The sequence below is a fragment of the Xanthobacter tagetidis genome, assembly GCF_003667445.1.
GTDB lineage: Bacteria > Pseudomonadota > Alphaproteobacteria > Rhizobiales > Xanthobacteraceae > Xanthobacter > Xanthobacter tagetidis.
Genome location: NZ_RCTF01000008.1, coordinates 1 through 25,716 on the forward strand (window position 1 = coordinate 1; position 25,716 = coordinate 25,716).

At 70.7% G+C, this 25,716-nt stretch carries 25 protein-coding genes; 23 read left to right on the forward strand and 2 right to left on the reverse strand.

Annotated features, from left to right (window positions below):
- Positions 1-384 (forward strand): BatD family protein (locus D9R14_RS23115; protein WP_210210839.1); only part of this gene is annotated, 384 nt, incomplete at its 5' end.
- 11 nt (positions 385-395) lie between these two features.
- On the opposite strand, the gene D9R14_RS11060 is transcribed toward D9R14_RS23115, so the two are convergent.
- Positions 396-1,325: a helix-turn-helix transcriptional regulator gene (locus D9R14_RS11060; protein ID WP_121623395.1), complete on the reverse strand. Its 930-nt coding sequence runs from the start codon at positions 1,323-1,325 to the stop codon at positions 396-398.
- A 249-nt stretch (positions 1,326-1,574) separates the two neighbouring features.
- On the opposite strand from D9R14_RS11060, the gene D9R14_RS11065 reads away from it, so the two are divergent.
- The 4 genes from D9R14_RS11065 (at position 1,575) to D9R14_RS11080 (ending at position 6,025) form a co-directional block, all read left to right on the forward strand.
- Entirely contained in the window at positions 1,575-3,821 is a 2,247-nt protein-coding gene (locus D9R14_RS11065; protein ID WP_245420741.1) for a TonB-dependent receptor, read from the forward strand.
- The gene (locus D9R14_RS11070) at positions 3,821-4,195 is read left to right on the forward strand and encodes a hypothetical protein (RefSeq protein ID WP_121623397.1); all 375 of its coding nucleotides are present in this window, start codon (positions 3,821-3,823) and stop codon (positions 4,193-4,195) included. The genes D9R14_RS11065 and D9R14_RS11070 overlap by 1 nt, the downstream gene beginning before the upstream one ends.
- Positions 4,192-5,415, forward strand: coding sequence for an MFS transporter (locus tag D9R14_RS11075; RefSeq protein WP_121623398.1), 1,224 nt, complete (start codon positions 4,192-4,194; stop codon positions 5,413-5,415). The genes D9R14_RS11070 and D9R14_RS11075 overlap by 4 nt, the downstream gene beginning before the upstream one ends.
- Positions 5,416-5,485: 70 nt before the next feature.
- Complete coding sequence (locus tag D9R14_RS11080) at positions 5,486-6,025, forward strand: hypothetical protein (RefSeq protein ID WP_170168579.1); 540 nt, start codon at positions 5,486-5,488, stop codon at positions 6,023-6,025.
- A gap of 6 nt (positions 6,026-6,031) precedes the next feature.
- Here D9R14_RS11080 and D9R14_RS11085 read toward each other — a convergent pair whose 3' ends face one another.
- On the reverse strand, positions 6,032-6,823 hold the full coding sequence (locus tag D9R14_RS11085; RefSeq protein WP_121623399.1) for a GntR family transcriptional regulator: 792 nt from the start codon (positions 6,821-6,823) through the stop codon (positions 6,032-6,034).
- Between the two features lie 304 nt (positions 6,824-7,127).
- On the opposite strand from D9R14_RS11085, the gene D9R14_RS11090 reads away from it, so the two are divergent.
- The 18 genes from D9R14_RS11090 (at position 7,128) to D9R14_RS11175 (ending at position 25,680) form a co-directional block, all read left to right on the forward strand.
- Complete coding sequence (locus D9R14_RS11090) at positions 7,128-8,003, forward strand: branched-chain amino acid ABC transporter permease (RefSeq protein ID WP_170168580.1); 876 nt, start codon at positions 7,128-7,130, stop codon at positions 8,001-8,003.
- Entirely contained in the window at positions 8,003-8,836 is an 834-nt protein-coding gene (locus D9R14_RS11095; protein WP_121623401.1) for a branched-chain amino acid ABC transporter permease, read from the forward strand. The genes D9R14_RS11090 and D9R14_RS11095 overlap by 1 nt, the downstream gene beginning before the upstream one ends.
- Entirely contained in the window at positions 8,833-9,708 is an 876-nt protein-coding gene (locus D9R14_RS11100) for an ABC transporter ATP-binding protein (protein WP_121623402.1), read from the forward strand. The genes D9R14_RS11095 and D9R14_RS11100 overlap by 4 nt, the downstream gene beginning before the upstream one ends.
- Entirely contained in the window at positions 9,698-10,429 is a 732-nt protein-coding gene (locus D9R14_RS11105; RefSeq protein WP_121623403.1) for an ABC transporter ATP-binding protein, read from the forward strand. Before D9R14_RS11100 ends, D9R14_RS11105 begins: the two co-directional genes overlap by 11 nt.
- 16 nt (positions 10,430-10,445) lie before the next feature.
- Positions 10,446-11,633 carry an ABC transporter substrate-binding protein gene (locus D9R14_RS11110; protein ID WP_121623404.1) on the forward strand — a complete coding sequence of 396 codons (1,188 nt, stop codon included), beginning with the start codon at positions 10,446-10,448 and terminating at the stop codon, positions 11,631-11,633.
- Positions 11,634-11,753: 120 nt separating this feature from the next.
- Positions 11,754-13,214 carry an NAD(P)-binding domain-containing protein gene (locus tag D9R14_RS11115; RefSeq protein ID WP_121623405.1) on the forward strand — a complete coding sequence of 487 codons (1,461 nt, stop codon included), beginning with the start codon at positions 11,754-11,756 and terminating at the stop codon, positions 13,212-13,214.
- 39 nt (positions 13,215-13,253) lie between these two features.
- On the forward strand, positions 13,254-14,033 hold the full coding sequence (locus tag D9R14_RS11120) for a class II aldolase/adducin family protein (RefSeq protein ID WP_121623406.1): 780 nt from the start codon (positions 13,254-13,256) through the stop codon (positions 14,031-14,033).
- Positions 14,034-14,073: 40 nt separating this feature from the next.
- A complete protein-coding gene (gene ggt, locus D9R14_RS11125; RefSeq protein WP_210210840.1) occupies positions 14,074-15,714 on the forward strand; it encodes a gamma-glutamyltransferase in 1,641 nt (546 codons plus the stop codon).
- 159 nt (positions 15,715-15,873) lie between these two features.
- The gene (locus tag D9R14_RS11130) at positions 15,874-16,911 is read left to right on the forward strand and encodes a Rieske 2Fe-2S domain-containing protein (RefSeq protein WP_121623408.1); all 1,038 of its coding nucleotides are present in this window, start codon (positions 15,874-15,876) and stop codon (positions 16,909-16,911) included.
- Positions 16,912-16,921: 10 nt separating this feature from the next.
- Positions 16,922-17,206, forward strand: a complete 285-nt coding sequence (locus D9R14_RS11135) for a ferredoxin family protein (RefSeq protein ID WP_121623409.1) — start codon at positions 16,922-16,924, stop codon at positions 17,204-17,206.
- Complete coding sequence (locus tag D9R14_RS11140) at positions 17,203-18,573, forward strand: FAD-dependent oxidoreductase (protein ID WP_121623410.1); 1,371 nt, start codon at positions 17,203-17,205, stop codon at positions 18,571-18,573. The genes D9R14_RS11135 and D9R14_RS11140 overlap by 4 nt, the downstream gene beginning before the upstream one ends.
- Complete coding sequence (locus D9R14_RS11145) at positions 18,570-19,550, forward strand: diaminopimelate epimerase (protein WP_121623411.1); 981 nt, start codon at positions 18,570-18,572, stop codon at positions 19,548-19,550. The genes D9R14_RS11140 and D9R14_RS11145 overlap by 4 nt, the downstream gene beginning before the upstream one ends.
- Before the next feature lie 261 nt (positions 19,551-19,811).
- Complete coding sequence (locus D9R14_RS11150) at positions 19,812-20,459, forward strand: SRPBCC family protein (RefSeq protein ID WP_184759433.1); 648 nt, start codon at positions 19,812-19,814, stop codon at positions 20,457-20,459.
- A complete protein-coding gene (locus tag D9R14_RS11155) occupies positions 20,456-21,328 on the forward strand; it encodes an FAD binding domain-containing protein (RefSeq protein WP_121623413.1) in 873 nt (290 codons plus the stop codon). Before D9R14_RS11150 ends, D9R14_RS11155 begins: the two co-directional genes overlap by 4 nt.
- Positions 21,325-21,816 (forward strand): (2Fe-2S)-binding protein, encoded by a 492-nt coding sequence (locus tag D9R14_RS11160; protein WP_121623414.1) that lies wholly within the window; start codon positions 21,325-21,327, stop codon positions 21,814-21,816. Before D9R14_RS11155 ends, D9R14_RS11160 begins: the two co-directional genes overlap by 4 nt.
- A complete protein-coding gene (locus tag D9R14_RS11165; RefSeq protein WP_121623415.1) occupies positions 21,813-24,158 on the forward strand; it encodes a xanthine dehydrogenase family protein molybdopterin-binding subunit in 2,346 nt (781 codons plus the stop codon). Before D9R14_RS11160 ends, D9R14_RS11165 begins: the two co-directional genes overlap by 4 nt.
- Entirely contained in the window at positions 24,155-24,892 is a 738-nt protein-coding gene (locus tag D9R14_RS11170; RefSeq protein WP_121623416.1) for an enoyl-CoA hydratase/isomerase family protein, read from the forward strand. Before D9R14_RS11165 ends, D9R14_RS11170 begins: the two co-directional genes overlap by 4 nt.
- Complete coding sequence (locus D9R14_RS11175; protein WP_121623417.1) at positions 24,892-25,680, forward strand: alpha/beta fold hydrolase; 789 nt, start codon at positions 24,892-24,894, stop codon at positions 25,678-25,680. The genes D9R14_RS11170 and D9R14_RS11175 overlap by 1 nt, the downstream gene beginning before the upstream one ends.
- Positions 25,681-25,716: the final 36 nt, after the last annotated feature.

Sequence of the window (25,716 nt, forward strand, 5' to 3'; positions counted from 1 at the left end):
GCCGCCGCGGCCGCCGCCATGCCGGCCGGACCGCGCTTCGGACCCGCGCCCGCCGCGCGCCCGGCGCGTGCCCCGGCCCGCCAGTTCGCGAGCTCTGATGCCGCCGAGGCGGCGCTGATCCGCGCCTGCAAGGCGGGCGACGCGCCCGGCGCCCATGCGGCCTTCCTCGCCTGGATGCGGCTTTCGGCCGGCACCGATGGCCTGCGCACGCCGCGCATGGCCCATGCGGTGCGCGACCTCTACCACGCGCTCTACCGGGCCGAGGCGCCGGCCTGGTCGGGCCGCGACTTCCTCGCCGCGTTCCGCGCCGAGCAGGCCGCCCGGCGCAAGGCCGGCCGCGCGACGCGCCGCGCCCGCATCGATCCGCTCTATCCGGCCGGCTGAACCGGCGCGCCTCAGCCGCCGCGGCGGAAGGCGGAGGGGGTCATGCCGAACCGTGCGCGGAAGGTGCGGTTGAAGTAAGAGAGGTCGCCGAATCCGGTCTCGAACGCCACCGCGCTCACCGGCCGCGCGCCCTCCGGGCCCTTGGCGGCGAGGGCCGCGTGCGCGGCGAGCAGGCGCTGCTCCAGCACATAGGCCGAGAAGGTGGTGCCCTCCGCCTGGAACTGCTTCTGGATCGCCCGCGGCGTCACCCCCACGAGGCGCGCCACCATGTCGAGGCTGAGGTCGCGGCGCTTGAGGTGGGGCGCGATGGTGCCCTTCAGCGCCGCGAGCCGGTCCGGCTCAGCCGCATCGTCGTCGGGGAAGAACACCACCCGCGCCAAATCGCGCATGTGCGCGCTCGCGAGCGCGGCGTGGCGCTCGCTCTTGAGCGGGATGAGGCCCTGCATCACCGCGCCGGCATAGTGGACCAGTAGCAGCAGGCTCGCCTCGTCGGCGGCGGCGAGCGGCAGCGGGCCGGGCGCGCCCTCGGCCTGCCAGATGTCGGACGGCATCAGCAGGTGGTCGACCCGCGTGCCGTCGCCGGCCGTGTAGGAGAAGGGAAGCGCCAGCGACAGGAGCGCCCCCTGGCGGTCCTCCAGCACGATCCGGCGGCCGCACTGCTCCACCGGCAGCCGCCCGCCCACCGGCCGCAGCAGGATGAAGCCCGCCGCCCCGCTCTGAGCCGCCCGGCGCGCGAAGCGGGCCCCCGAGGCGAAGCACGTGGCGAGGCGCGCGCCGGGCAGAGCGACCCACAGCATGCGCGCGGTGAAGGCGGCTGGCGCGGCCACCTCGATGTCCACGTCCGCCAGCGCGGCGCGGAAGGCGCGCGCGAATTCCGCCGGCCGCTCGGGGGTCGGCACGCCGGCGCCATCGAACCAGGCGGGCGAGAAGGCATCACGCATAGTAGAACTTTTCTAAGTCGTTGCCGAATTGCGACAGCATCATGATTATCATCACCGGTTCGCCACAGTCCATCTTTTCCGGCGCCGCAGTCCAAGACATGCAGAAGCCGGAGGCCGCATGAAAGCTGTACGCGATCCACGGCCGACTTTGATTTTCAGGCGGCTGGGGAGGCTCCTTTTTCAGAACGACTTAAAACTGCGGGCGGACACATGCCTCGTTCTTCGATGCCTCGTGCTTCATTCGGGTCTTTGACACCCTGCGCGGTCGGTGCGGGCGCACTTCTGGCGGCGCTCGCCGCCGTTCCCGCCGCCCACGCGCAGGACGCGCCGCCTTCCGGCCGGAACGAGGAGATCACCCTCGACACGCTGGTGGTGACGGCGGCGCGCGCCGAGCGGCCCATCGCCGACGTGCCGCAGACGGTGCGGGTGATCGACCAGGCGGAGATCCAGGAGCAGCTGCAGCTCACCAACAATGCGGCGGCGGTGCTGGCGAAGCTGATCCCCGGCTATTCGCCCTCCACGCAGACCATCTCCAGCGCGTCCGAGAACTTCCGCGGCCGCGACCTGCTGGTGATGATCGACGGCGTGCCGCAGAACACGCCGCTGCGCAACGTCTCGCGCATCCTGCCGCTGATCGACCTCAATGCGGTGGAGCGCATCGAGGTGGTGGCCGGCGCCTCCAGCCTCTACGGCTCGGGCGCCACCGGCGGCACCGTGAACTTCATCATGAAGCGCCCGCAGGACGGCAAGCCGCAGGTCTCCATCAACACCGCGCTGCGCTTCTTCACCGCCGATCCCGGCAACTCGCTGGCGCCGGAGGTCTCGGCCACCGTCACCGGCGGCTCCAAGACCGGCTTCGACTACATCTTCACCGGCACCGGCACGTTCGCCGACCGCACCTATGACGGCGCCGGCAACGAGCTTCCCTCGGACGGCATGCTCGGCCAGGGCGGCGGCGACCGCTTCGGGCGGGGCAATTTCTTCGGCAAGATCGGCTACAACTTCGACCCGACGAAGCGCATCGAGGTCTCGGCCGGCTGGACCTATCTGGAGCAGAACCCGCAGTGGATGACGCGCTACGGCCTGCCCTACGCCCAGCCCGACTTCGGCAACTTCTACGCCGGCATGCCGGTGCTGGAGGACACCAAGACGGTGAGCGCGCGCTACACCGACAGCGCCTTCGCGCTCGGCAATCTCTCGCTGCTGGCCTATTACAACGACGTGAAGAAGCGCTTCAACTTCTCCGACTTCAGCATCGACTATAACGGCGCGGTCTATTACTCCGGCAATCTCGGCCGCCCCACCTCGCCCTACAACCAGAGCGAACTCTATTCCGAGCGCACGGGCCTCAACCTCACCATCGACACGCCAGTCTCGTTCCTGAAGGGCGCCACCTTCACCTGGGGCGGCGACATCGTCCACGACGATACCTGGCAGACGCTGACCAACGGCCAGAACATCTTCACCCCGCTCTCGCAGATGAGCTACGCCGCCTTCGGCCAGCTCCAGGTGCCGATCGGCGAAAAGATCGTGGTGCGCGCGGGCGCCCGCTACGAGCTGCTCGACCTCACGGTCAGCGACTTCGTGCGCCCGCCGGTGTTCGTCGGCTTCTCCGGGCTCGGCTATGCGGTGCTGCCGGACCTGCCGGTGACCGGCGGCCAGTACCAGTATTCCGCCCCCACCTTCAATGTGGGCGCCACCTACAAGCTCACCGAGACCAGCGAACTCTATGGCGGCTTCAGCCAGGGCTTCGCGCTGCCCGACATCGGCGCCTTCACGCGCCGCGCCGGGGCCTCCGGAGCGGCCGAGATTCTCTATTACGGCTGCTATATCGGCCTGGGGCCGTTCCCGCCCATCAACTACTCCTGCCCCAAGCAGCGCACCCTCTCCTATGACGATCTCGGCATCGAGGCGCAGATCGTCAACAATTGGGAGCTGGGCATCCGCGGCAGCGCCGGCCGGTTCCGGGGGAGTCTGGCCGGCTACTACTCTACGTCGGACGCGGGCGTGAACTTCGTCGCCTCCACCAACACGGTCTCGCAGACCAAGGAAGTGATCTACGGCGTGGAGGCGACCGCCGAATACCAGGTGAACGACCCGTTCACCGTCGGCGCCAACGGCACGTTCCGGGAAGGCCAGTGGGACAGCGACGACGACGGGGTGATCGACGCCTTCCTGCCGAACAACCGCATCGCCACCCCGGTGCGCGGCACGCTCTGGGGCCAGTATGCCTTCCAGACCGGCACCGTCGTGCGCCTGGAGATGGAGGGCTGGTCGGGCCGCAGCGTGTTCGACGGCACCGGCGTGTTCGAGATCGACAGCGGCTACACCTTCAACGCCGCCGTCAGCCACCCGTTCGGCGGCGGCCTCGCCTACGCCTCGGTGAGCAACTTGCTGGACGCGCAGTATGAGAACCCCTCCGCCACCGCCACCCGCAACCTTGCCGTCATGGCCTGGGGCCGCACGGTGACGCTCGGCTACCGCAAGACCTTCTGATGGTGCGTCTCGACGAGGAACCGGGCAGCCTGCTGGTGCTGCGCTTCCACCAGCCTTACGGGGCGGGCGACGAGGAGGCCTATCTCGCCAGCCTCGACGCCATCGCCGCGCATGAAGGCCCATTCCGCCTCATGACCGTGTTCGGCGGCGGGCCGGCGCTCTCGCGCGCCGGCGAGCGGTCGCAGGCGCTGTGGTTCAAGGCGACGCGCGCGCGCATCGACGGCCTGTGCCGGGCCTGCGCCATCGTGCGGCCCAATGCGGGGGAGGAGATGGCGCAGGTGTTCCGCCGGCTGTGGTCGTTCCCGCTCATCGCCACGCCGGACGAGGCGGAGGCGCGCGCCTTCCTCGCCCGCCACGCCGGCTCCCCGTCATGAGCGCGCCGGCCGCCCCCGCCGCCGCGCCGCTTGGGCGGATGCGGCTGTTCGTGGTGCTGGCGGGGCTCTATCTTGCCCAGTCGATCCCGAGCTACCTGCTGGTGGCGGCGATCCCGCCCATCATGCGCGAGCAGGGCGTCTCGCGCACCGCCATCGGCATGCTTTCGGCGCTGATGCTGCCTTTGGTGCTGAAGTTCCTGTGGGCGCCCTATGTGGACCGCTTCCGCCCCATCTCCGGCCTGCACCGGGCAGGGTGGGTGCTCATCACCCAGTCGCTCACGGTGCTGGCGATCGCCGCCTTCTCGCTGATCGCGCCCACCGACGTGTGGGCCTTCCTCGCGCTCGGCATGGCGCTGGCGCTCCTCATCTCGACGCAGGACATCGCCACCGACGGCTACGCCACCCGGCGCCTCGCGCCGGAGGATCGCCCGTTCGGCAACGCCATCCAGGGCGGGGCGGTGGCGCTGGGCGTGGTGATCGGCGGCACGGGAAGCCTCGTCATCTACCACCATTTCGGCTGGCAGCCGATGATCTGGACCATGGCGGCGCTCTCGCTCGTGCCGCTCGCCTCCGCCTTCGCCATGCGCGAGGACGACGTGACGCGGGCGCCGCGCGCGCCGCGGGCGACGCTGAAATCCTTCTTCGCCCGGCCCGAGGCGCGCGAGGTGCTGGTGATCGCCCTCGTCTACCGGGCGAGCGAGGGCCTCGTGAAGGCCATGGAGGGCCCCTATCTGGTGGACCGGGGCGTGCCGCTCGACATCGTCGGCTATCTCTCCGGCGGCGCTGCGGCGACCGCCGGCCTGCTCGGTTCCGGAGTGGCGGCGCTGCTGATGGTGCGGCTCGGCACCGCGCCGGTGCTGACCCTGCTCGGCGGGCTGCGCACCCTATGCTTCGCCCTGTTCGCGCTGCACGCCTTCGACATCGTCACCGGCTGGACCGCCTTGTTCGGCGCCGCCGCGTTCCAGACCCTGATCCGCTACATGGAGATCGTCGCGCTCTACTCGCTGTTCATGGCGGCCTCCTCGAAGGACCAGCCGGGCACCGACTTCACCATCCTCGCCTGCGCGCAGCTGGTGGTCTATCTCGCCGGCTCGTTCGTGGCCGGGGCGATCGCCGACCGGTTCGGCTACGGCGCGCTGTTCACGCTCGCCGCGCTGCTCTCGCTTGCCGCCGTGGTGGACACGCGCCGCCGCCTCGCCGCCCGCAGCGCGCCCGCGTGAGGCGCCGCCCCGGTTCGCGCGCACGCGGCGGCGGTGCTATGTCTGCGCGCGAACGAACCGGGAGGGCGAGATGGCGGACGGCATGTCGAACGGCGGCGCGGGGCGCCATGCGGGCTTCTGGCTGCGCGAACTGCCCTATCTCGCCATCCTGCTGCTCACGGTCGGCGGCGTCGCCTATGTGAGCATGGAGCGCACGCCGATCGTGCCGTTCTGGGAGTTCGTGGCGGTGGCGAGCTGCGCCGCCTGCGTCTATGCAGGCTGGGCCGATGCCGCCGGCAAGGAGGCGCGCTGGCACCTCATCTGGACCCAGGCGCTGCACTGGGGCGCGTTCCTCGGCGCCATGAACCTCGTCTTCCTGCCCAGCGTGCAGGCGGTGGCGGATGCCGATTCCACCAGCCTGTTCCTGCTCCTGCTGCTGGCGCTCGGCACCTTCGTCGCCGGCGTGCACACGTCGTCCTGGCGCATGGGGCTGAACGGCGTGGTGATGGGCCTGTGCGTGCCGGCGGTGGCGTGGCTCGACCAGTCGGCGCTGTTCGTCGCCCTGACCGCCCTCGTGATCGTCACCGTCGGCGCCGGCCTCATGTGGGGCTATCTCAAGCTCCGGGGCTGAGGCGCCTCACGCGCCGGCCGCCGTGCGGCGGCGGGAGGGGGCCGCGCCGCGAGCGGCGTCCGGCGCGGCATTCCCTGTCCGCTTGGCCCCGCCCCGGCTTTTCGCCGCCGGCCGGGATTCGGCCTCCGCCCGCGCCATCTCCGAGCGGATCTGGTCCGCCAGCTTGCGGATGTGGGCGCGCGCCTCGCGCTCCGCCGCATCCGGATCGCCCGCCTCCAATGCGGCGATGATGAGTGAGTGGTCGTCGGTGGATTGCGGCAGGCGCATGGGCATGGACTGGCGCTGCAGCCGCATCACCCGCATGCGCGCGAAGATGGACTGCAGCAACTCCTCGATCACCTTGTTCTGGGCGATCGACGCCACCTTGTCGTGGAAATCGAGCGCGGTGGCGTAATAGCCCTCGATGTTGCCGTCCTCGAAGCTGCGGCGCTGCTCGTCCACGCCGCGCTTCAGGGCGGCGACCTGGGACGGCGTGATGCGCTGCGCGGCGAGGCGCGCCGCCATGCCCTCCAGCACCTCGCGCGCCTCGTAGATGTCCAGCGCCCGGCGCGGATCGTACCGGATGAGATAGACGCCCTGGCGCGGCACGATCTCGACGATGCCTTCCGCCTCCAGGCGGTTGATGGCGCCCCACAGCGGCGTGCGGCTGACGCCGAGGCCGCGGCTCAGTTCCTCGACGCTGACCTTGTCGCCCGGCTCGTACTGATTCCCGTTGAGGAACAGGTCACGGACATAGGTATAGGCGTCCTCGCTCAGATTGGACCGCTTGAGCTTCTTCACCGGCGTTTCCTGCTTCATGCTTCATGTCAGGTCTACCCACCTCGCGCCGGCCACTCAAGCGCGAGTTGGAGGATTTTACGCGGATTCGCGGTGGCGCGTGCATAGATCGGAGGCATCTGCCCGACAACGAGGCGCGCCGCCGCTCATTTGAGCCGTGGATCGCGCCGCTCCTCCGCCACCGCCCGCATGGCCCCCGCCTGGCGCCGATCAAGCGCGCGCAAGCCGCCTCGCCGCCTTTGCCGATCTCCCGCAGAACCCGCCGCAACGTGGCATGGCTCTTGCTGAAATGAAACATGAGGCATTTCTGAAGATCGGAGATCCCGTGTTCGCCCAGCAACTCATGAACGGACTGATGCTCGGGGGCATCTACGCCTTGGTCGCGGTGTCGTTCACCCTCACCATAGGCATCCTGAATTTCCTCAACTTCAGCATCCCGGCGCTGTTCATGCTGGGGGGCGTGGTGTCGTGCGCGCTGCTCGCGGCGGGGGTGCCCGCCGTCGGCGCGGCGGCCGGCGCGCTCGCCGCCACCGGGCTCGCCTCGCTGCTGGTGGAGCGCTGCACCTTCCGCTGGCTCTCCACCTCCGACCCGCACATCCCGCTCGTGTCTTCGCTCGGCTTCCTTATCTTCTTCGAGAACCTGGTGCTGGTCTATTTCGGCTCCGACGCGGTGGGCTATCCGAGCCCGTTCGCGCGGGCGAGCGTGAAGGTCTCGGACCTCACCGTGAGCCTGCCCCAGACGGGCGGCTTCCTGCTGGCGCTGGTGCTGGTGGCCTTGTGCTACGTGCTCTTGAAATACACGAAGCTCGGCCGCGGCCTGCGCTCCATCGCCGAGAGCCCCGCCATCGCCGAGATGCTCGGCGTGAAGGTCGGCTGGACGGTGTCCAGCGTCTATCTCGTCTCCGGCCTGCTCGCCGGCATCGGCGGCATCCTGTTCGGCATCTCCTATCTCCAGGTGTCCTGGGACATGGGCTCCGAGGTGGCGCTCAAGGGCGTCTCCGCCATGGTGCTCGGCGGCATGGGCAATGTGTGGGGCGCCGTGCTGGGCGCGCTCATCATCGCCGTCATCGAGGTGATGACCATCGCCTACCTGAATTCCGAGGCCGTGAACGTCTTCGTCTACGGCCTGCTGCTGGTCATCATCGCCTTCTGCCCGCGGGGGCTGCTCGGCGACCGGGTCAAGATGGCGGAGCGCATGTGATGAGCGGCTACGCCCTGCAGATCGGCGCCATTCTGTGCGTCCACGTCATCGCCGCCTATGCCGCCTACATGACGCTGGCGGCCGGGCAGCTCAATCTGGGCATCGCCGGCTTCATGGCGCTCGGCGCCTATGGCTCCGCCGTGCTGTCCAATGCCGGCTGGGCCATGCCGCAGTCGATCGCCGGTGCGGTGCTGCTGGCGAGCCTCGTCGGGCTGTGCGTCTCCTATCCGGTGCTCCGGGCGCGGGGCATCTACCTCACCATCGCCACCCTCGCCTTCTCGGAGGTGGTGGTGGCCCTGATCCTCAACATGGAGAGCCTCGGCGCCGCCAGCGGCCTCGTGGTGGTGGGCCATCTGGGCTTCTGGCCGATCCTGTGGGTCACGCTCGGCGTGGTGGCGCTGGTGGTGTTCCTGGCCTCGACCCGCTTCGGGCTGTGCCTCACCGCGATCCGCAACGACGCGCAGGGGGCGGCGGTGTTCGGGGTGCGCACGCGCCGCATCGAGGTCACCGCCTTCACCATCGGCGCCGCCCTCGCCGGGCTCGCCGGGGCGCTCTACGCGCATCATTTCTCCTATGTGGAGGCACAGCGCTTCAACGTGCTGCTGAGCACCTATGCGGTGCTCTACACCCTGCTCGGCGGACTCCAGACGCCGCTCGGCCCGCTGGTGGGCGCCGCCCTCTTCACGCTGGCGCCCGAGCTGCTGCGCGGCACCGACGAGTGGCGCTACGTGACCTTCGGCGCCGTCATCGTCGTGCTCATGCTGCTGCGCTCCGAGGGCCTGTTCACGCGCAGCTTCATCCACAATCTGATGCACCGGAGGCCGGCCACATGAAGCCCAAGCTGTTCCTGCACGGGGTGACGCTGGCCTTCGGCGGCCTGACCGTCATCGACAGCCTGGACATCCAGGTGATGCCCGGCTCGCGCACCGGCCTCATCGGGCCGAACGGCGCCGGCAAGACCACGGTGTTCAACCTGATCAGCGGCGTCTACCGCCCGAACGCGGGCGAGATCCTGCTGGACGACGAGGCGATCGACGCGGTGCCGCTCGACCGCCGCGTCCGGCTGGGCATCGGCCGCACGTTCCAGAACCTGCGCATGATGAAGCACCTGACGGTGCTCGAAAACATCATGCTCGGCCAGCACACCCATGTCGGCCTGTGGCAGCGCATGCTGGTGCCGCTGAATTCGCCGTTCAACCGGGCGGGCCTCACCGAGACGCGGGCGGCGGCGCAATTGATGGGGCTCTCGGCCCATGCGGACCTGCTCGCCGACGGCCTGCCCTACGGCGTGCAGAAGCGCATCGAGATCGCCCGCGCGCTGGTGACGCGCCCGCGCCTCCTGCTGCTCGACGAGCCGGCGGCGGGCCTCAACTCGTCTGAGCGCGACGAGTTGCTGTCCATCCTCCTGACCCAGCTGCCGAAGGAGATGTCCGTGCTCATCGTCGAGCACGACGTCGCCTTCGTCTCCAGCCTGTGCGACCACGTGGTGGCGCTCAATTTCGGCCGCAAGATCGCCGAGGGCCGCGCCGAGGCGGTGTGCAGCCACCCGGCGGTGATCGAGGCCTATCTGGGCAAGGACGACGACGCGGCGGACGCCGATGCCGGCGTGCCGGCCCCCGCGCTCGACGAAACCATCGTTCCCCAGGAGAGCGACCAAAAGAGCGAACGCGCGCCCGGCGCCGAGCGAGGCACCCATGCTGCTTGAGGTCGCAAACCTGTGCGTCTCCTACGGCGCCGTCACCGCGGTGTCCGGCGTCAGCCTCGGCGTGCGCGAGGGCTCCATCGCCACCGTGCTCGGCGCCAACGGCGCCGGCAAGTCCTCGCTGCTGCGGGCGATCATGGGTCTGACCCCGGCCACGGGCGAGGTGCGCTTTGCGGGCGAGGCGATCTCGCGCTGGCCGGCGGCGCGCCGCGTCGCCGCTGGCATCGCCATGGTGCCGGAAGGGCGGCGCATCCTGGTGTCGCTCACGGTGGAGGAGAACCTGCTCATGGGCGCCTATCCGCGCCATGACCGGCAGATCGCCGCCGACCTCGACAACATCTACGACCTGTTCCCGAACCTCGCCCGGCGGCGCCACGCCCCGGGCTCGGTGCTCTCGGGCGGCGAGCAGCAGATGCTCGCCATCGGCCGGGCGATGATGGCGCGGCCCAAGCTGCTTTTGATGGACGAGCCCTCGCTCGGCCTCTCGCCGCTGTTCGTGCGCGAGGTGTTCCAGCTGATCCGGCGGATGAATGCGGACGGCCTGTCCATCCTGCTGGTGGAGCAGAACACGCGCCTCGCGCTGCAGACCGCCGCGGACGGCTACGTGCTGCGGCTCGGCGCCTGCGTCGCCGCCGCCGACACGGCGACGCTCGCCCGGTCGGACGACCTCATGCACGCCTATCTCGGCGGCGCCCACGCCGCCCCCACCGTTCACGGTCCCTGAAGACGGAGCAACTGACATGGCGTTCGACTTTGGCATTCGCAGATCATGCGTGGTCGCGGCGATCCTCGCCTTGGGCGCGGCGCCCGCGGCCGCCCAGCAGCAGGACCTGCTGCTCGGCTACCTCGCCGCCACAACCGGGCCGTTCTCCGCGCTCGCCAAGCGCAATGCGGTGGCGGTGGAGATCGCGGTGGAGGACATCAATGCCGCCGGCGGCATCAACGGCAAGAAGCTGGCCGTCACGAGCTTCGACACCGGCGGCAAGCCGGAGCAGGCCGTGACCGGCGTCACCCGCTTCGCGCAGGACATGCCGGCGCTCGCCATCATCGGCCCGTTCAGCACCTCCGAATGCCGGGTGACCTTCCCCACCGGCGAGCGGCTCGGCATCGCGCAGATGTCCATGGCCTCCTCGGCGCCGAAGGTGGCGGCGCCCTTTACCTATGCGTTCCGCAACGCCACCGACGAGGCCTACACCTATGAGCGCCTGTTCAAGACTCTGAAGGCGAAGGGCTATGCCCACGGCTCCGCCGCCGTCGCCTACGCCACCGACGACGCGGTCTCCCAGTCGCTCGGCACCAAGGTGCTGCCGGACGCGATCAAGGCCGCCGGCATCCCGCTGGAGGAGACGGTGTCGTTCCGCGTCGCCGCGTTCGACCTCGCTCCGCAGGTCTCACAGCTCAACCAGAAGCCCACCGATCTGATCGCCGTCGGCACCCCGCCGGAGCCGATGCTGAAGCTCTCGGCCGAGCTGCGCCGCCAGGGCAACAAGGGCCGCATGCTGGGCGGCTCCACCGTCGCCGACGCCGAGCTTCCCGCCCGCATGGGGGCCAATGGAGAGGGCACGGTCATCACCTCCACCTTCTTCTCGGGCATGCCGGACGAGCGCACCCAGAAGTTCGTCAAGGCGTTCGAGACCAAGCTGAAGGAGAAGGGCGAAACGGTGTTCGAGCCGAACCAGTTCGACGCCGCCACCTACGACATCGTCATGATGTACGCCACCGCCATGAAGAACGCGAAGGTGACGGGCGATCCGGCGAAGCTCGCCGCCGAGCGCGCCGCGATCCGCGACGAGGTGCGCAAGCTCAAGGACTTCCCGGCGCTGGTCGGCCCGCTCTCCATCAATTCGGAAGGCGACGCGATCAAGACCATCTACGTGCTGGAAGCCAAGAACGGCCGCTGGGAGCTGGTGGACACCCACAAGAACTGAGACGGCCGCAGGCGCGCGGAGCCCCGCTCCGCCCCGCCGGGGACGCCAGCTGCCTCGCCCCCCTGCCTTGACAGCGGCGCCCTCGGCTCTATTGTGAAATGAAACACGAAGCACGAAGTCATGGCGAACATTTGCGAGAAGCTTGAAATCCCGCCGGAATTCTCGATGGAGGCCCGCCTCTATCGGCCGTCGCATCTGCCGGATGCCGCGATCCGGCTGGCGGCGCTGGAGGCGGCCATCCTCGACGACATCGAGGTGCTCAAGTATCCGAGCGTGCCTTTGCCGTACGAGCACGACGACGCCATCCTGGAGGTGGCGATCATCGGCGCCGGCCAGAGCGGCAAGGCGCTGGCGTTCGGGCTGCGCCGCTACGGCTGCCACAACGTCCGGGTGTTCGACCGCGCCCCCAAGGGCCGCCAGGGGCCGTGGCGCACCTATGCGCGCAACCACCTGCTGCGCACCAAGAAGGATTCCACCGGCGGGCTCGAATGGGGCATCCCCAACCTGCACTTCCAGCGCTGGTGCGACGCGAATTTCGGCCCCGATTACTATCCGAGCATCAAGAAGATCCCGCGCATCCTGTGGGCCGACTATCTCGACTGGTACGGCGACCTGCTCGATTTGCCCATCGCCTACGGCACGCGCGTCACCGACATCTCCTGGTGCGAGGAGGACGACTGCTTCGTGCTCGCCACCACCACGGGCGTGGAGCGCGCGCGCTTCGTCATCGTCGCCACCGGCATCGAGAGCGCGGGCCAGGCGCGCTTCCCGCAGATCGTCACCGACGTGCTGCCGGCGCACGCCTACGCCCACACCATGAGCGAACTGGCGGTGGAGGACGTCTGCGGCCGCGACGTCGTCGTGGTGGGGGGCGGGGCGAGCGCCTTCGACACCGCCAACGCCGCCCTCGCCGCCGGCGCGCGGCGCGTCGACCTGATGCTGCGCCGGCCGCATCTGCCGCCGGCCCACCGGGTGTGCTGGGGCAGCAAGTGGAACGGCTACCACCGCCACTATATCGAGCTGCCGGACGAGATGAAGTGGGCCTATTCGCTCGCCGACCTGGACCTCGGCGTGCCGCCGCCGCGCGACACCTATTACGAGGCGGCCCGCGACCCGCGCTTCACGCTCTACGGCTCGGCCGGCATCGACGCGCTGGCGTTCCGCGACGGGCGCATCCACGGCATCTATGGCGGCACGCCGCTCGCCCACGACTTCATGATCTGCGGCACCGGCGCGCGCAACTCGCTCGCCGACCAGAGCGAACTCTCAGCGCTGCTGCCCCACGTGCGCCTGTGGCGCGACGTCTACATCCCGAACGGCATGGCCTCGCATCCCGAGCTGGAGAACAGCCCCTATCTCGGCGAGGCGCTCCAGTTCACGCCGCGCACGGAGGACGGCAGCTTCGTGCGCCGGGTCTACTATCTGTGCTCCGGCGTCGCCCATCTCAGCGGCTTCCGCTGCAACCTCTCCGGCCTGCAGTTCGTCGCGCCGCGCATCTGCCACGACATCTCGCGCCAGCTCTTCCTCGCCCATGCCGGCGAGGTCAAGCACGCCTTCGATACCTACGCCATGTGGGAATGAGCGTCGGGAATGACTTCGGATCATCTTCGGGAGAACGACATGAACGTCGCCGTCACTGTCCCCTCTTCGTCGCGCTGGTCGCCGGAAGAGACCCAGCTGCGCATCGAGCTTGCCGCCGCCTACCGGCTCACCGCGAAGCTCGGCCTGGACGACCTGGTCTACACCCACCTCTCCGCCCGCGTGCCGGGGCCGGAGAACCACTTCCTGCTCAACCCCTACGGGCTGATGTTCGACGAGATCACCGCCTCCTCGCTGATCAAGGTGGACGTGAACGGCGAGGTGGTGGACGCCGGCACCGGGCAATGGCTGCACAACCCCGCCGGCTTCGTGCTGCACTCCTCGCTGCACCGCTCGGGCGACGAACGGGCCTGCGTGTTCCACTGCCATTCGGTGAACGCCATCGCGGTGTCGTCGCTGGAGTGCGGCCTCATCCCCATGTCGCTGTGGGCGCTCTCCTATTACGACCGGCTCGCCTATCACGACTATGAGGGGCCGCCGGTGCGCCTCGACGAGCGCGACCGCATCATCGCGAAGCTCGGCGACCACCAGGCCATGCTGCTGCGGAACCACGGCATCCTCACCACGGGCCGCACCTGCGCCGAGGCGTTCATCTACATGTATTACCTGGAGCGCGCCTGCGAGATCCAGGTGAAGGCGCAGTCCACCGGACAGAAGATCGTCATCCCGACCCCGGACATCTGCGAATACACCGCCGCGCTCAGGTATTCCGACATCCAGCACACCGGCAATCCCGGCGCCATCGAGTGGCAGGCGCTGATGCGCAGGCTCGACCGGGAAGACCCCTCCTACCGCGACTGACCCACCCCTCCCCACGGCACGAGAGCAGCGACGGCGCCCCATGACCAGGCCCACCACTTTGGCGATGAACGGGATGGTGACATCCCCCCATTATCTTGCGTCCCAGTCGGGCCTCAAGGTGCTCCGCGAGGGCGGCAATGCGGTGGAGGCGGCGATCGCCACCGCGGCCACCATCGCGGTGGCCTATCCCCAGGCCAACAGCATCGGCGGCGACAATTTCTGGCTGGTAGGAAACGCCGGCGAGAGCGCGCCGCGCGCGCTCAACGCCTCCGGCCGCTCGGGCAGCCTCGCGACGCTGGAGCACTACCAGGCGCAGGGCTTGTCCGCCATTCCCGCGCGCGGGCCGCTGGCGGCCAACACCATCCCCGGCGCGGTTTCCGGCTGGCAGGCGGCATACGACTATTCGGCCGCCGCGCTCGGCGGGCGCATCCCGTTCAAGGAGCTACTCGCGGACGCCATCTCCTATGCGCGGGGCGGCATCCCCGTCTCCTCGCACCAGGAGGTGCGCGGCCCGATCGACTTCACGCTGGAGGACCCGGCCTTCGGCAACATCCAGCGCTTTCCCGCAACCCGCGCCGCCTATTGCCATCCGGACGGGCGGCCGCTGAAGCGCGGCGAGGTGATGCGCCAGCCGGACCTCGCCGACACCCTCGCCTTGATCGCCGAGGACGGCGCGCGCGCCTTCTACCAGGGCGAGACGGCGGCGAAGATCTCGGACGCGCTCCTCGCCGAGGGCGGCGTGCTGACGCGCGAGGACTTCGCCGACCATGCCGCCGACTGGGTCGCCCCCATCAGCGTGGCCTATCGCGGCCGCACCGCCTTCAACCTGCCGCCCAACACCCAGGGCATGGCGGCGCTGGGCATCCTCAATATCCTTGAAAACTTCGAGGTGGCGCGGATCGAGGACGGCTCGACCGCCTTCTACCACCTCATGGCCGAGGCGGTGAAAGCCGCGTTCGCCGACCGCGACGCCTACCTGACCGATCCTGACTTCTTCGACATTCCGCTCGACCGCCTGCTCTCGGCCGAGCACGGGCGGGCCCAGGCGGAGCGCATCCGCGCCGAGGGCAAGGCCGCCTTCAGCGCCCCCGCCATGCGCGGCGGCGACACGGTGTGGATCGGCACCGTGGATAAGGAGGGCCATTGCGTCTCGCTGATCCAGAGCATCTGCGACGGCTTCGGCTCGGGGCTCGTCATCCCCGGCACCGGCGTGCTGATGCAGAACCGCGGCAAGTATTTCGCCCTCGACACCACCTCGCCGAACCGGGTCGCGCCGCGCAAGCGCTGCTTCCACACCCTGATCGCCGGCCTGCTCTACCGCGACGGCGCGCCGGAGCTGGTCTACGGCACCATGGGGGGCGAGGGCCAGCCGCAGACCCAGGCGGCGCTGGTGGTGCGCATCATCGACTATGGCCTGTCGCCCCAGGAGGCGATCGAGGCGCCGCGCTGGCTGCAGGGGCGCATGCTCGATCTGTCCCAGCCGGGCTCGCAGCTCAACCTCGAAGGCCGCGTCGCCGACAAGGTGGTCCGCGAATTGCGTCAGCTCGGGCATCGGGTGGCTCTCACCACGGATTATTCGGACCTCATGGGACACGCGGGCGCGATCCTGATCGACCGCAAGACCGGCGTTCTGCACGGCGGGGCGGACCCGCGCGGCGACGGCGCCGCGGTCGGCTTCTGAGGGCGCCGCCATGGCCCGGACCTCATCGCCCCACCCCCGCCGCCGCTTCCCACCTGCCGCCCGCTTGCGCGCCAGCGCGGCCGCGACTGCGCAAAAGAGCGGCAGCCGTTCCGCACCCAGACGCCTAACCGGCCCCGTATCCCTCCATGGAGTTTCGCCATGAACGCTCCCGTCCGCCTCGAACCGGCCGCACCGGATGCGGCGCTGCTCAACGACTGGCACGTGGTCGCCTTCTCGCGGGAGGTTGTGCCGGGCGCCATCGTCCCGGCGACGCTGCTGGGCGAGGACCTGATCCTGTGGCGCGACAGCGCCGGCAAGATCTATTGCTGGAAGGACCTGTGCATCCACCGCGGCGCGCGGCTCTCCAAGGGCTGGATCGTCGAGGACCAGGTGGTGTGCCCCTATCACGGCTGGCGCTATGACGGCACCTCGAAGTGCACGCTCATCCCCGCCGCTCCGGACCAGCCGCCGCCGCTCAAGGCCCGCACCTTCCCCCACCCGGTGGTGGAGCGCTACGGCATGGTGTGGACCTCGCTGGGCCAGCCGGCGCACGACGTGCCGGTGTTCCCGGAGTGGGACGACCCCGCGTTCCGCAAGTTCAACACCGGCCCCTATCCCTACGACGCCAACGGCTACCGCGCGGTGGAGAACTTCATCGACGCGACCCACTTTCCCTTCGTCCATGCCGGGCTGAACGGGGTCGAGGACGCGCCCGACAAGGTGGAGGACTACAAGGTGTTCGAGGACGAGACCGGCCTCAGCACCAGCCCGATCCGCGTGTTCCAGCCCTATGGCGACCACCGCAAGGTTCCGGTCCACGCCTCCTACGTTTATCGCTGCTTCCGGCCGCTGGTGGCCTATTTCTCGAAGTCGGTGACCATCGCCGACCCGGAGCGCGCCCATCTCGGCGGCGCCAACGACCGCTTCTGCACCTTCCTCGCCGCCCAGCCGGTGGACGAGGTGCACACCATCGTGCGCCTGTGCGTCGCCATCAATTTCGGCGCCGAGCTGACGCAGGCGGACATCGAGCGGCGGCAGGACACGGTGTTCGGCCAGGACCGCGCCATCGTCGAGACCCAGCGCCCGGAACGCATCCCGGTGGACCTCAGGGCGGAGATCCACCACCGCACCGACAAATTGGGCCTCGCCTACCGCCGCTGGCTCGGGGCCATGGGCCTCACCTACGGCACGGCCTGAGGGGGCGCCCATGGCGATCGTCGTCACCGAGGCCTGCAACGGCTGCCGCTACACCGAATGCGTCGCGGTCTGCCCCGCCGGCTGCTTCCATGCGGACGAGCGCATGGTCTACATCGACCCCGCGACCTGCATCGAGTGCCGCGCCTGCATCCCGGTCTGCCCGGTGCAGGCGATCTACGACGAGGAGGACCTGCCCGGCGCGCTCTCCGGCTGGGTCGAGATCAACGCCACCCGCGCGCCGCTGCTGCCGGCCGTCGAGGAGAAGCTGCCGCCGCTCAAGGCGGGGGCGGCATGAGAGCGCCCCGCGTCGCCATCGTCGGCAGCGGCCCGAGCGCGTTCTACGCCGCCGAGGAACTGCTGAAGGCCGGCGTGCTGGTGGACATGATCGAGCGCCTGCCGACGCCGTTCGGCTTGGTGCGCAGCGGCGTCGCGCCCGACCATCCGAAGATCAAGGCCATCACCGCCGCGTTCGAGAAGATCCTCGCCGCGCCCGGCCTCGCCTTCTACGGCAATGTGGAGGTGGGCCGCGACCTCGACGTGCGCGAGCTGGCCGAACTCTATGACGGCCTCGTGCTCGCCTGCGGAGCCAGTGCCGACGCGCCGCTCGGCATCGACGGCGAAGAACTGCCGGGCAGCCTCGGGGCGGGCGCCTTTGTCGGCTGGTACAATGGGCACCCCGACCATCGCGGCCTTGCCGTGCCGCTCGGCGCCGAGCGGGCGGTGGTGGTGGGCAACGGCAATGTGGCGCTCGATGTGGCGCGCCTCCTGCTCAGCCCGCCGGAGCGGCTCGCCGCCACCGACATCGCCGCCGACGCCGCCGCCGCGCTGGCGGCGAGCCGGGTGCGGGAGGTGCATCTGCTGGGCCGGCGCGGGCCGGTGCAGGCGAGCTTCACCCCCGCCGAGCTGCGCGAGCTCTCCCGCCTGGAGGGCATCGCCGTTAGAGTGGCGCCGGAGGACCTGGAGCTGGACCCCGCCTGCCAGATCGAGCTGGACATGCCGCACGCGGACAACGCCCGCAAGACCATGAAGCTGCTGTGCGAGATCGCCGCCGCGCCGCCCCGCCCCGCGGCGCGCCGCTTGCACCTGCATTTCCGCGCCGTGCCGGCTGCGCTCCTGGGGCGCGGCGCGGTGGAGGGCATCCGCATCGCCCGCACGGTTCTGGAGGGGCCACCGGCGCGGCGCACGGCATCGCCAACCGGCGAGACCTTCGACCTCGCCTGCGGGCTCGTGGTGCGCAGCACCGGCTTCCGCGCGCCGCCGCTTCCCGGCGTGCCGGGCGACGCCCGCAGCGGGCGCGTGCCGAACCGCGACGGCCGGGTGACGCTCAGCGGCCGGGTGCTGCCGGGGCTCTATGTCACCGGCTGGATGAAGCGCGGGCCGAGCGGCGTCATCGGCACCAACCGCCCGTGCGGCCAGGAGACCGCGCGCGCCGTGATCGCCGACCTCGCCGGCCGCCCGGTGCGCTCGGACCCCGGCTTCCGGCTCGACGCGCTGCTCGCCGGCCGGCGCATCGCGTTCGTCGACCGGGAAGGGTGGCGGCGCATCGACGCCTGCGAGCGCGCGCTCGGCGCCGAGGCCGGCAAGCCACGCCAGAAGCTGGTGGACCCCGCCGCGTTGCTCGCCGCCGCGCGCGGCCGCGCCGAAGCCGCCGCCGTCCCATGACGGCGGCGGGCGGGATCGTCGTCGAGAAGTACCAGACGCTGGGCAATTGCTATCTGCTGCTCGCCCCTGCCGCGAATGGCCTGCCCGGCGACGGGCTGCCGCCGCTCGGCTTCGTGCGGCGCCTGTGCGACCCGCATCTCGGCATCGGCTCGGACGGGCTGCTGGTCGGCCCCGAGCGCCGGCCGGACGGGCGCTTCGGCCTGGGCATCCTGAATTCCGACGGCAGCCGGGCCGAGTTCAGCGGCAACGGCTCGCGCATCTTCGCGCGCTATCTGTTCGACTCCGGCCATGCGGCGCGCCGCGCCGGCATCACGGTGATCGCCGAGGACGGCGGCGAAGTGCGCCTCGACGCCTGGCTCGAAGGCGAGACGCCCGACGGCCCGATCGCCACCGAGATGGCGGCGCCGCTGCGCCTCGGCCCCGAAGCGGTGGGCGCGGAGCCGGGCGGCGTGGTGCCGCTCGGCGACCTCGTCACCGTTCCGGCGATCGCCGAGGCGGGCCGGCGCCTGTTCGGCCGCGCGGACTGGACGCGCAGCCTGCCGCTCTCCATCGGCAACCCCCATTGCGTCACGCTGGTGGACACGATGGAGTCCCTGCCCTCCTTCGACGCCCTGCGCGCGGCGGCGCCCGCGCTCGCGCGCATCGCCGATGCGCCGGCGCCGGGGGCCGGGCCCGGCCCCTTCGCGCGCGGGTGCAATCTGCAATGGGCGTTCGCCGAGAGCCGGACCCGTCTCCATCTGCGCATCGTCGAGCGCGGCGAAGGCCCGACACTCGCCTCCGGCTCCAGCGCCTCGGCCGCCGCCGTCGCCGCCCATCGCTGCGGGCTGGTGGCGCGCGAGGTGACGGTGGCGATGCCGGGCGGCGACCTGCCGGTACGGCTCGCAGAGGGGCCCGACGGGGGCCTGTCGATCCGCCTCACCGCCCCGGTGGCGCGCATCGCCACCTGCCGGCTGCACGGCGGGATCAGCCGGGACTGAGACCGGCGAGATTCGCGAGAATTGAGGGGTTTTTGCGAGACTTGGGGGGACCTAGCCGGCATCCCGGCGCAGTTGCGCGGGCGGCTGAACGGCCACGGGCGCCACCCGAAGCACCGGACAACAGGTCCGCGAGATGCCGTTACGGCATCGCCATTACGTATGTTTGTCGTACAAACCGGCAGTCATATATTGACACGCTATGACTCCAGCCCCATACCGGTCGAAAGGAAACGCCAGACGCAGCCGGAGGGCTCGGCCGACATGAAGATCGTCAATCGGTTTCGGGTGCCGCTGCCGGTGTCCGAGGCCTGGATCGCGCTCAACGACATTCCCCGCGTGGCGCCCTGCGCGCCCGGGGCGCAGCTCATCGAGGAGCGGCCGGACGGCAGCTATCTGGGTACGGTCTCGGTCAAGCTCGGCCCGGTGGCCCTCACCTTCAAGGGCACCCTCGCCTACAAGGAGCGGGACGAAGCCAACCACCGCGTCGTCGCCGAGGCCTCCGGCAGCGAGGCCCGCGCCCGCGGCACCGCCCGGGCCCTTGTGATCTTTGTCCTTTCCCCCGACGGCGACGGCACCCGGGTGGACGTCGATACCGACGTTCAGCTCGCCGGCTCGATCGCCCAGTATGGCCGCGGGGCGGCGCTCATCCAGTCCACCGCCCAGGTGCTGATGGACGCTTTCGCCAAGAACTTCGCCGCCCAGCTCTCCGCCCAGTCCGCTGCCGCGCCTGCACCGGCCCCCGCCGCGCCGGGCCCGGCCGAGGCTGCGGCCCCGGCCGCTCCCGCTGCGCCGCCACCTCCGCCGCCGCCGGCCCCGGCCCCGGCGCCCGCCATCTCGGTCTTCACGCTGGTGTGGAAGTCGCTGGCAGCGCTCGTGGCGTCCGCCTTCGGCAAGGGGGATCGCCGGTGAAGGCGGCGCGCTTCGACTATCACCGTCCGGCGACCCGCGCCGAGGCGCTGGACATGCTCCAGACCCTTGAGGGCGCGAAGCTTCTCGCCGGCGGGCAGTCGCTGGTGGCGATGCTCAACATGCGCTACGCCTTCGTCGACCACCTCATCGACATCAACCGGGTGGAGGGCCTTGCCGGCATCGCGCTCGGCGACACCATCCGCATCGGCGCCATGACCCGGCAGCGCGACATCCTGGAGAGCCCCGCCCTCAAGGCGCGCCTTCCCATCGTCGCCGCGGCGCTCAATTTCGTCGGCCATCTCCATACCCGCAACCGCGGCACCATCGGCGGCAGCCTCGGCCACATGGACCCGGCGGCCGAGCTGTTCGGCATCGCCACTCTGCTTGACGCCACCATCCACGTGGAGAGCAGGCGCGGCCCGCGCGACGTCGCCATCGCCGACTACCCCCAGGGCTACATGACGCCCGGCCTCGACCCGGACGAGATGATCGTCGGCGTCACGCTCGCGCCGCCGGCCGCCGGCCATGGCTGGAGCTTCCTCGAATTCGCCCAGCGCCACGGCGACTTCGCCGTCGTTGCCGTGGGCACGACGCTCGCCTTCGACAGCGCCGGCAAGGTTGCCGACGCCCGCATCGTCCTGTGCGGCATGGGCATCGCGCCGCTGCGCCTCGCCGAGGCTGAGGCGCTGCTCGTCGGCACCACTGCCGAGCCCGAGGCCATCGCCGCCGCCGCAGAGATCGCCGGCCGCCAGGAGGCCATGTCCGATGCGCTGGCGAGCGAGACCTACCGGCGCCACCTCGCCGGCGTCCTCACCCGCCGCGCCTTGACCGAAGCCCGCGCCCGCGCCAGCCACGGGAAAGTCCAATGAGTGCTGTTTCCATCCGCGTCACCGTCAACGGGACGCCTTTTGAGCGGGAGGTGGAGCCCCGCACCCATCTCGCCGACTTCCTGCGCCACGACCTCGGCCTCACCGGCACCCATCTCGGCTGCGAGCACGGTGTGTGCGGCGCCTGCTCGGTGCTGGTGGACGGGCGCGCGGTGCGCGGCTGCCTGATGCTGGCGGTGCAGGCGGACGGCGCCGAGGTGACCACCGTCGAAGGCCTCGCGCAGGTCGAGCAGCTCAACCCGCTCCAGGAGGCGTTCCGCGAGTTCCACGCGCTCCAGTGCGGCTTCTGCACCCCTGGCATGCTCACCACGCTGATGCAGCTTCTGGAGGAGCACCCCGAGCCCAGCGAGGAGATGCTGCGCGAGGAGCTGTCCGGCAATCTCTGCCGCTGCACCGGCTACGCCGGCATCATCCGCGCCGCCATGAAGGCGGCCCCGCTGCTGAAGGCGCAGAGGGAGAACGCGGCATGACCACGCGCTTCTTCGGCGCCCGCGTGCAGCGGGTGGAGGACGGGGCGCTGGTCACCGGCGCCGGCCGCTTCACCGACGATATCAAGCTGAAGGAGACGCTGAGCGCCGCCTTCGTGCGCTCGCCCTTCGCCCATGCCCGCATCGTCTCCATCGACGCCTCGGCGGCGAAGGAGATGCCCGGCGTGCACCTGGTGCTGACCGCCGCCGACCTGCCGGCGGCCTGGCGCGACAAGCGCCTGCCGCTCGACGTGCCGGCGCCGGCCATCCGCCATCCGCTCACCCAGTTCCCGCTGGCCGCCGACGAGGTGTGCTTCTGCGGCGAGGCGGTCGCCGTGGTGGTGGCCGACAACCGCGCGCTGGCCGAGGACGCCGCCGAGCAGGTGATGGTGGAGTACGATCCCCTGCCCGCAGTGGTCGACTGCCGCACCGCGCTCGCGCCCGATGGCCCGCTCGCCCAGACTTCGGTGGCCGACAACCTCGCCGCCAAGTGGGTGAACGAATACGGCGACATCGAGCGCGCCTTTGCCGGTGCCGCCCACGTGATCGCCGAGGACTATTTCCAGCACCGCGGCACCGGCTGCCCGCTGGAGCCGCGCGCCGTGCTCGCCCAGTACGACCGCGCCGGCGACAGCCTCACCGTGTGGTCCGCCACCCAGGCGCCGCACGGCATCAAGCGCGCCATCGTCGACATGTTCGACATCGCCGATACCCAGGTGCGGGTGATCGCACCGGACGTCGGCGGCGGCTTCGGGCCGAAGCTGCTCACCTATCCGGAAGAGATCGTCATCCCCCACTGCGCGCGCCTCATCGGCCGGCCGGTGAAGTGGATCGAGGACCGGCGCGAGCACATGATGTCCACCGCCCAGGAGCGCGACCAGCTCTGGAGCGTGAGGATGGCGCTCGACGCGGACGGCCGCATCCTCGGTTTGCGCGGCACGCTGCTGCACGACACCGGCGCGTTCCTGCCATGGGGCATCATCATGCCCTACATCTCGGCCACCACTTTCCCAGGCCCCTATGTGGTGCCGGCCTACAGGCTCGACACCTCGGTGGTGTTCACCAACAAGATCTCCACCTCGCCCATGCGCGGCGCGGGCCGGCCGCAGGCGGTGTTCGCGGTGGAGCGCCTGCTCGACCGGGCGGCGCAGGTGCTCGGCCTCGACCGCGCCGAGATCCGCCGCCGCAACCTCATTCCGGCGGAGGCCATGCCCTACAAGGTGGGCCTCATCTACCGCGACGGCCAGCCGCTGACCTATGACAGCGGCGACTATCCCCAGTGCCAGCAGATGGCGCTCGACACCGCCGACTGGGCCGGCTTCGAGGCGCGCCGCGCCAAGGCCCGCGCCGAGGGGCGTCATCTCGGCATCGGCCTCGCCAATTATGTGGAAGGCACCGGCCTCGGCCCGTTCGAGGGGGCGACCGCGCGCCTTTTGCCGTCGGGCCGCATCCTGCTGCGCACAGGCGCCGCCTCCCAGGGCCAGGGCCACCGCACGGTGCTGGCCCAGATCGCCGCCGACGCCTTCGGCGTCGCGGTGGACGAGGTGGATGTCGAGGTGGGCGACACCGCCTCGGTCTCGGTGGGCGTCGGCGCCTTCGCGAGCCGGCTGATGGTCAATGCCGGCTCGGCGGTGGACACCTCCTCCCAGACGCTGGCGCTGAAGCTCCGGCAGATCGCCGCCGCGGTGCTCGACGCCGAACTCGACGACATCGAGCTGTCCGGCGGCGTGGCGCGGGTCATGGGCACCCAGGGCGGGCAGATCAGCTTCCGCGAGATCGCCAAGATGTCGTCGGGCCGCCCCGGCTTCTCGCTGCCGCGCGGCATCGAGCCGGGGCTGGAGGCGACCAGCTTCTTCGCTCCGCCCCAGGCCGCCTATTCGAACGGCAGCCACGTGGCCGAGGTGGAGGTCGATCCCGAGACCGGCCTCGTGAAGGTGACGCGCTACGTGGTGGCGCACGATTGCGGGCGGGTCATCAACCCGCTGCTGGTGGACGGCCAGATCCAGGGCGGCGTCGCCCACGGCATCGGCAACGCCATCATGGAGCGCATGCGCTACGACGAGGCCGGCAACCCGCAGACCACCTCGCTTGCCGACTATCTCCTGCCCGACGCCGGCAACGTGCCGAACGTGGAGATCGTCCACATGGAATCCCCCTCTCCGCTCAATCCCTTGGGCGTGAAGGGCGCGGGCGAGGGCGGCACGATCCCCGCCGCCGCCGCCATCGCCTCCGCCATCGAGGATGCGCTCTCGCCGTTCGGCGTGAAGATCCTCGACGCGCCCATGCTGCCCGAGACCATCGCCATGCTCGTGAAGAACGCGCAGGCTCAGAAGGACGCCCGATGACCGACACCGACGCCTTCACCCTCTCCCGCGACGGCGCCGTCGGCATCGTCACGCTCGGCCGCCCGGACGACGGCAACCGCCTGACCGCCGCCGAGGTGCGGGCGCTCGGCCGGGCGATCCGCGCGCTCGGCGAGGACCGGGAAACCAAGGTGGTGCTGGTGCGGGCCGAGGGCGAAGCCTTCTGCCTCGGCCGCACGCCGGCCCCGCCCGCCGCCGCGCCCAAGAGCGCGCTCGCCGTGCGCGAGGGCGTGACCCAGCCGATCCTCGACCTCTATGCGGACGTGCGCGCGACCCCGGTGCCGGTGATCGCCGCCGTGCAGGGCGAGGCGAAGGGCTTCGGCTGCGCCTTCGTCGGCCAGTGCGACCTCGCCATCGCCAGCGAAAGCGCGGTGTTCTCCATGCCGGAGATGGACACCAACCTGCCGCCCACCCTCGCCATCTCGGCGATCCTCGGCAAGGTGCCGCCGAAGCGCGCCTTGCACCTCGTCTATACCCGCCGCCGGATCGGTGCCGCCGAGGCGCTCTCGCTCGGCCTCCTCAGCGAGGTGGTGCCGGCGTCCGACCTCGGCGCGGCGGTTGCCGCGACGCTCGCCGCCATGACCGACCGCACGCGGCCGTCTTTGTGCGCGGTGAAGGAATACATGTCGGTCGCGCCCTACATGGACCCCCATGCCGCCGCGCGCATGGCGGGCAACCTCCTCTCCGTGGTCCTGTCCTCTCCGGGAGACGCCTGATGCCCAAGATCGACGTCAACGGCGAGACGCTCGCCTACCACCGCGCCGGCAAGGGTGCGCCGCTGCTGCTCATCCACAGCCTCGGCACCGGCGCCTGGATGTGGGCGGGCGAGATCGCCCACTTCTCGGACCGCTTCGACGTGATCGCGTTCGACGCGCGCGGCCACGGCGCCTCCACCCATAACGGGCCGGTGACGATCGACACCATCGCCGCCGACCTCGTCGCGGGGCTGAAGTCGCTGGGCGTCGGGCCGGCCCATGTGGTCGCCATCTCCATGGGCGGGCCGATCGCCTCGATCATGTATGCCAAGGCGCCCGAGGCGTTCGCGAGCCTCGTCATCGCCGACAGCTTCGCGCGCCAGGGCGAGGCCGGCGCGGCGCGCGTGAAGGGGCTGGAGGAGACGCTCGCGAAGGTCTCCATGCGCGACTACGCCACCTCCTACGCCCAGGGCACGCTGCACCGGAATGCGCCGGCGCCCCACATGGAGGCGCTCATCGCCAGCGTCGCCGGCATGAGCCGGGAGACCTACCTGGAGATCGCCCGCTCGGTGTTCACCGCCGACGTCGCAGCGCTCATGGCGAAGCTCGCCGTTCCGGTGCGCGTGGTGGTGGGCGCGCAGGATACCCGCACCCCTCCGGCCATGTCGGAAGAGATCGCCGGCCTCGTGCCCGGCGCCGACCTGAAGGTGATCCCCGATGCGGCGCACCTTGCCAATCTCGACAGTCCGGACGGCTTCCGCGCGGCGATCGAGCCGTTCCTGGCCCGGCACGCCGCCAAGGCTGCATGATGGGCGACGGCAATTGGGGGACGTCGCCCTGCGGCG

Bases quoted from the DNA above. Each gene is read 5' to 3' on its own strand.
- D9R14_RS11115 (WP_121623405.1), top strand. From the start codon at position 11,754: ATGGCGAACATTTGCGAGAAGCTTGAAATCCCGCCGGAATTCTCGATG.
- D9R14_RS11085 (WP_121623399.1), bottom strand. From the start codon at position 6,823: ATGAAGCAGGAAACGCCGGTGAAGAAGCTCAAGCGGTCCAATCTGAGC.
- D9R14_RS11060 (WP_121623395.1), bottom strand. From the start codon at position 1,325: ATGCGTGATGCCTTCTCGCCCGCCTGGTTCGATGGCGCCGGCGTGCCG.
- D9R14_RS11175 (WP_121623417.1), top strand. From the start codon at position 24,892: ATGCCCAAGATCGACGTCAACGGCGAGACGCTCGCCTACCACCGCGCC.
- D9R14_RS11080 (WP_170168579.1), top strand. From the start codon at position 5,486: ATGGCGGACGGCATGTCGAACGGCGGCGCGGGGCGCCATGCGGGCTTC.
- D9R14_RS11140 (WP_121623410.1), top strand. From the start codon at position 17,203: ATGAGAGCGCCCCGCGTCGCCATCGTCGGCAGCGGCCCGAGCGCGTTC.
- D9R14_RS11165 (WP_121623415.1), top strand. From the start codon at position 21,813: ATGACCACGCGCTTCTTCGGCGCCCGCGTGCAGCGGGTGGAGGACGGG.
- D9R14_RS11120 (WP_121623406.1), top strand. From the start codon at position 13,254: ATGAACGTCGCCGTCACTGTCCCCTCTTCGTCGCGCTGGTCGCCGGAA.
- ggt (WP_210210840.1), top strand. From the start codon at position 14,074: ATGACCAGGCCCACCACTTTGGCGATGAACGGGATGGTGACATCCCCC.
- D9R14_RS11145 (WP_121623411.1), top strand. From the start codon at position 18,570: ATGACGGCGGCGGGCGGGATCGTCGTCGAGAAGTACCAGACGCTGGGC.
- D9R14_RS11170 (WP_121623416.1), top strand. From the start codon at position 24,155: ATGACCGACACCGACGCCTTCACCCTCTCCCGCGACGGCGCCGTCGGC.
- D9R14_RS11095 (WP_121623401.1), top strand. From the start codon at position 8,003: ATGAGCGGCTACGCCCTGCAGATCGGCGCCATTCTGTGCGTCCACGTC.
- D9R14_RS11100 (WP_121623402.1), top strand. From the start codon at position 8,833: ATGAAGCCCAAGCTGTTCCTGCACGGGGTGACGCTGGCCTTCGGCGGC.
- D9R14_RS11105 (WP_121623403.1), top strand. From the start codon at position 9,698: ATGCTGCTTGAGGTCGCAAACCTGTGCGTCTCCTACGGCGCCGTCACC.
- D9R14_RS11160 (WP_121623414.1), top strand. From the start codon at position 21,325: ATGAGTGCTGTTTCCATCCGCGTCACCGTCAACGGGACGCCTTTTGAG.
- D9R14_RS11070 (WP_121623397.1), top strand. From the start codon at position 3,821: ATGGTGCGTCTCGACGAGGAACCGGGCAGCCTGCTGGTGCTGCGCTTC.
- D9R14_RS11110 (WP_121623404.1), top strand. From the start codon at position 10,446: ATGGCGTTCGACTTTGGCATTCGCAGATCATGCGTGGTCGCGGCGATC.
- D9R14_RS11130 (WP_121623408.1), top strand. From the start codon at position 15,874: ATGAACGCTCCCGTCCGCCTCGAACCGGCCGCACCGGATGCGGCGCTG.
- D9R14_RS11135 (WP_121623409.1), top strand. From the start codon at position 16,922: ATGGCGATCGTCGTCACCGAGGCCTGCAACGGCTGCCGCTACACCGAA.
- D9R14_RS11150 (WP_184759433.1), top strand. From the start codon at position 19,812: ATGAAGATCGTCAATCGGTTTCGGGTGCCGCTGCCGGTGTCCGAGGCC.
- D9R14_RS11075 (WP_121623398.1), top strand. From the start codon at position 4,192: ATGAGCGCGCCGGCCGCCCCCGCCGCCGCGCCGCTTGGGCGGATGCGG.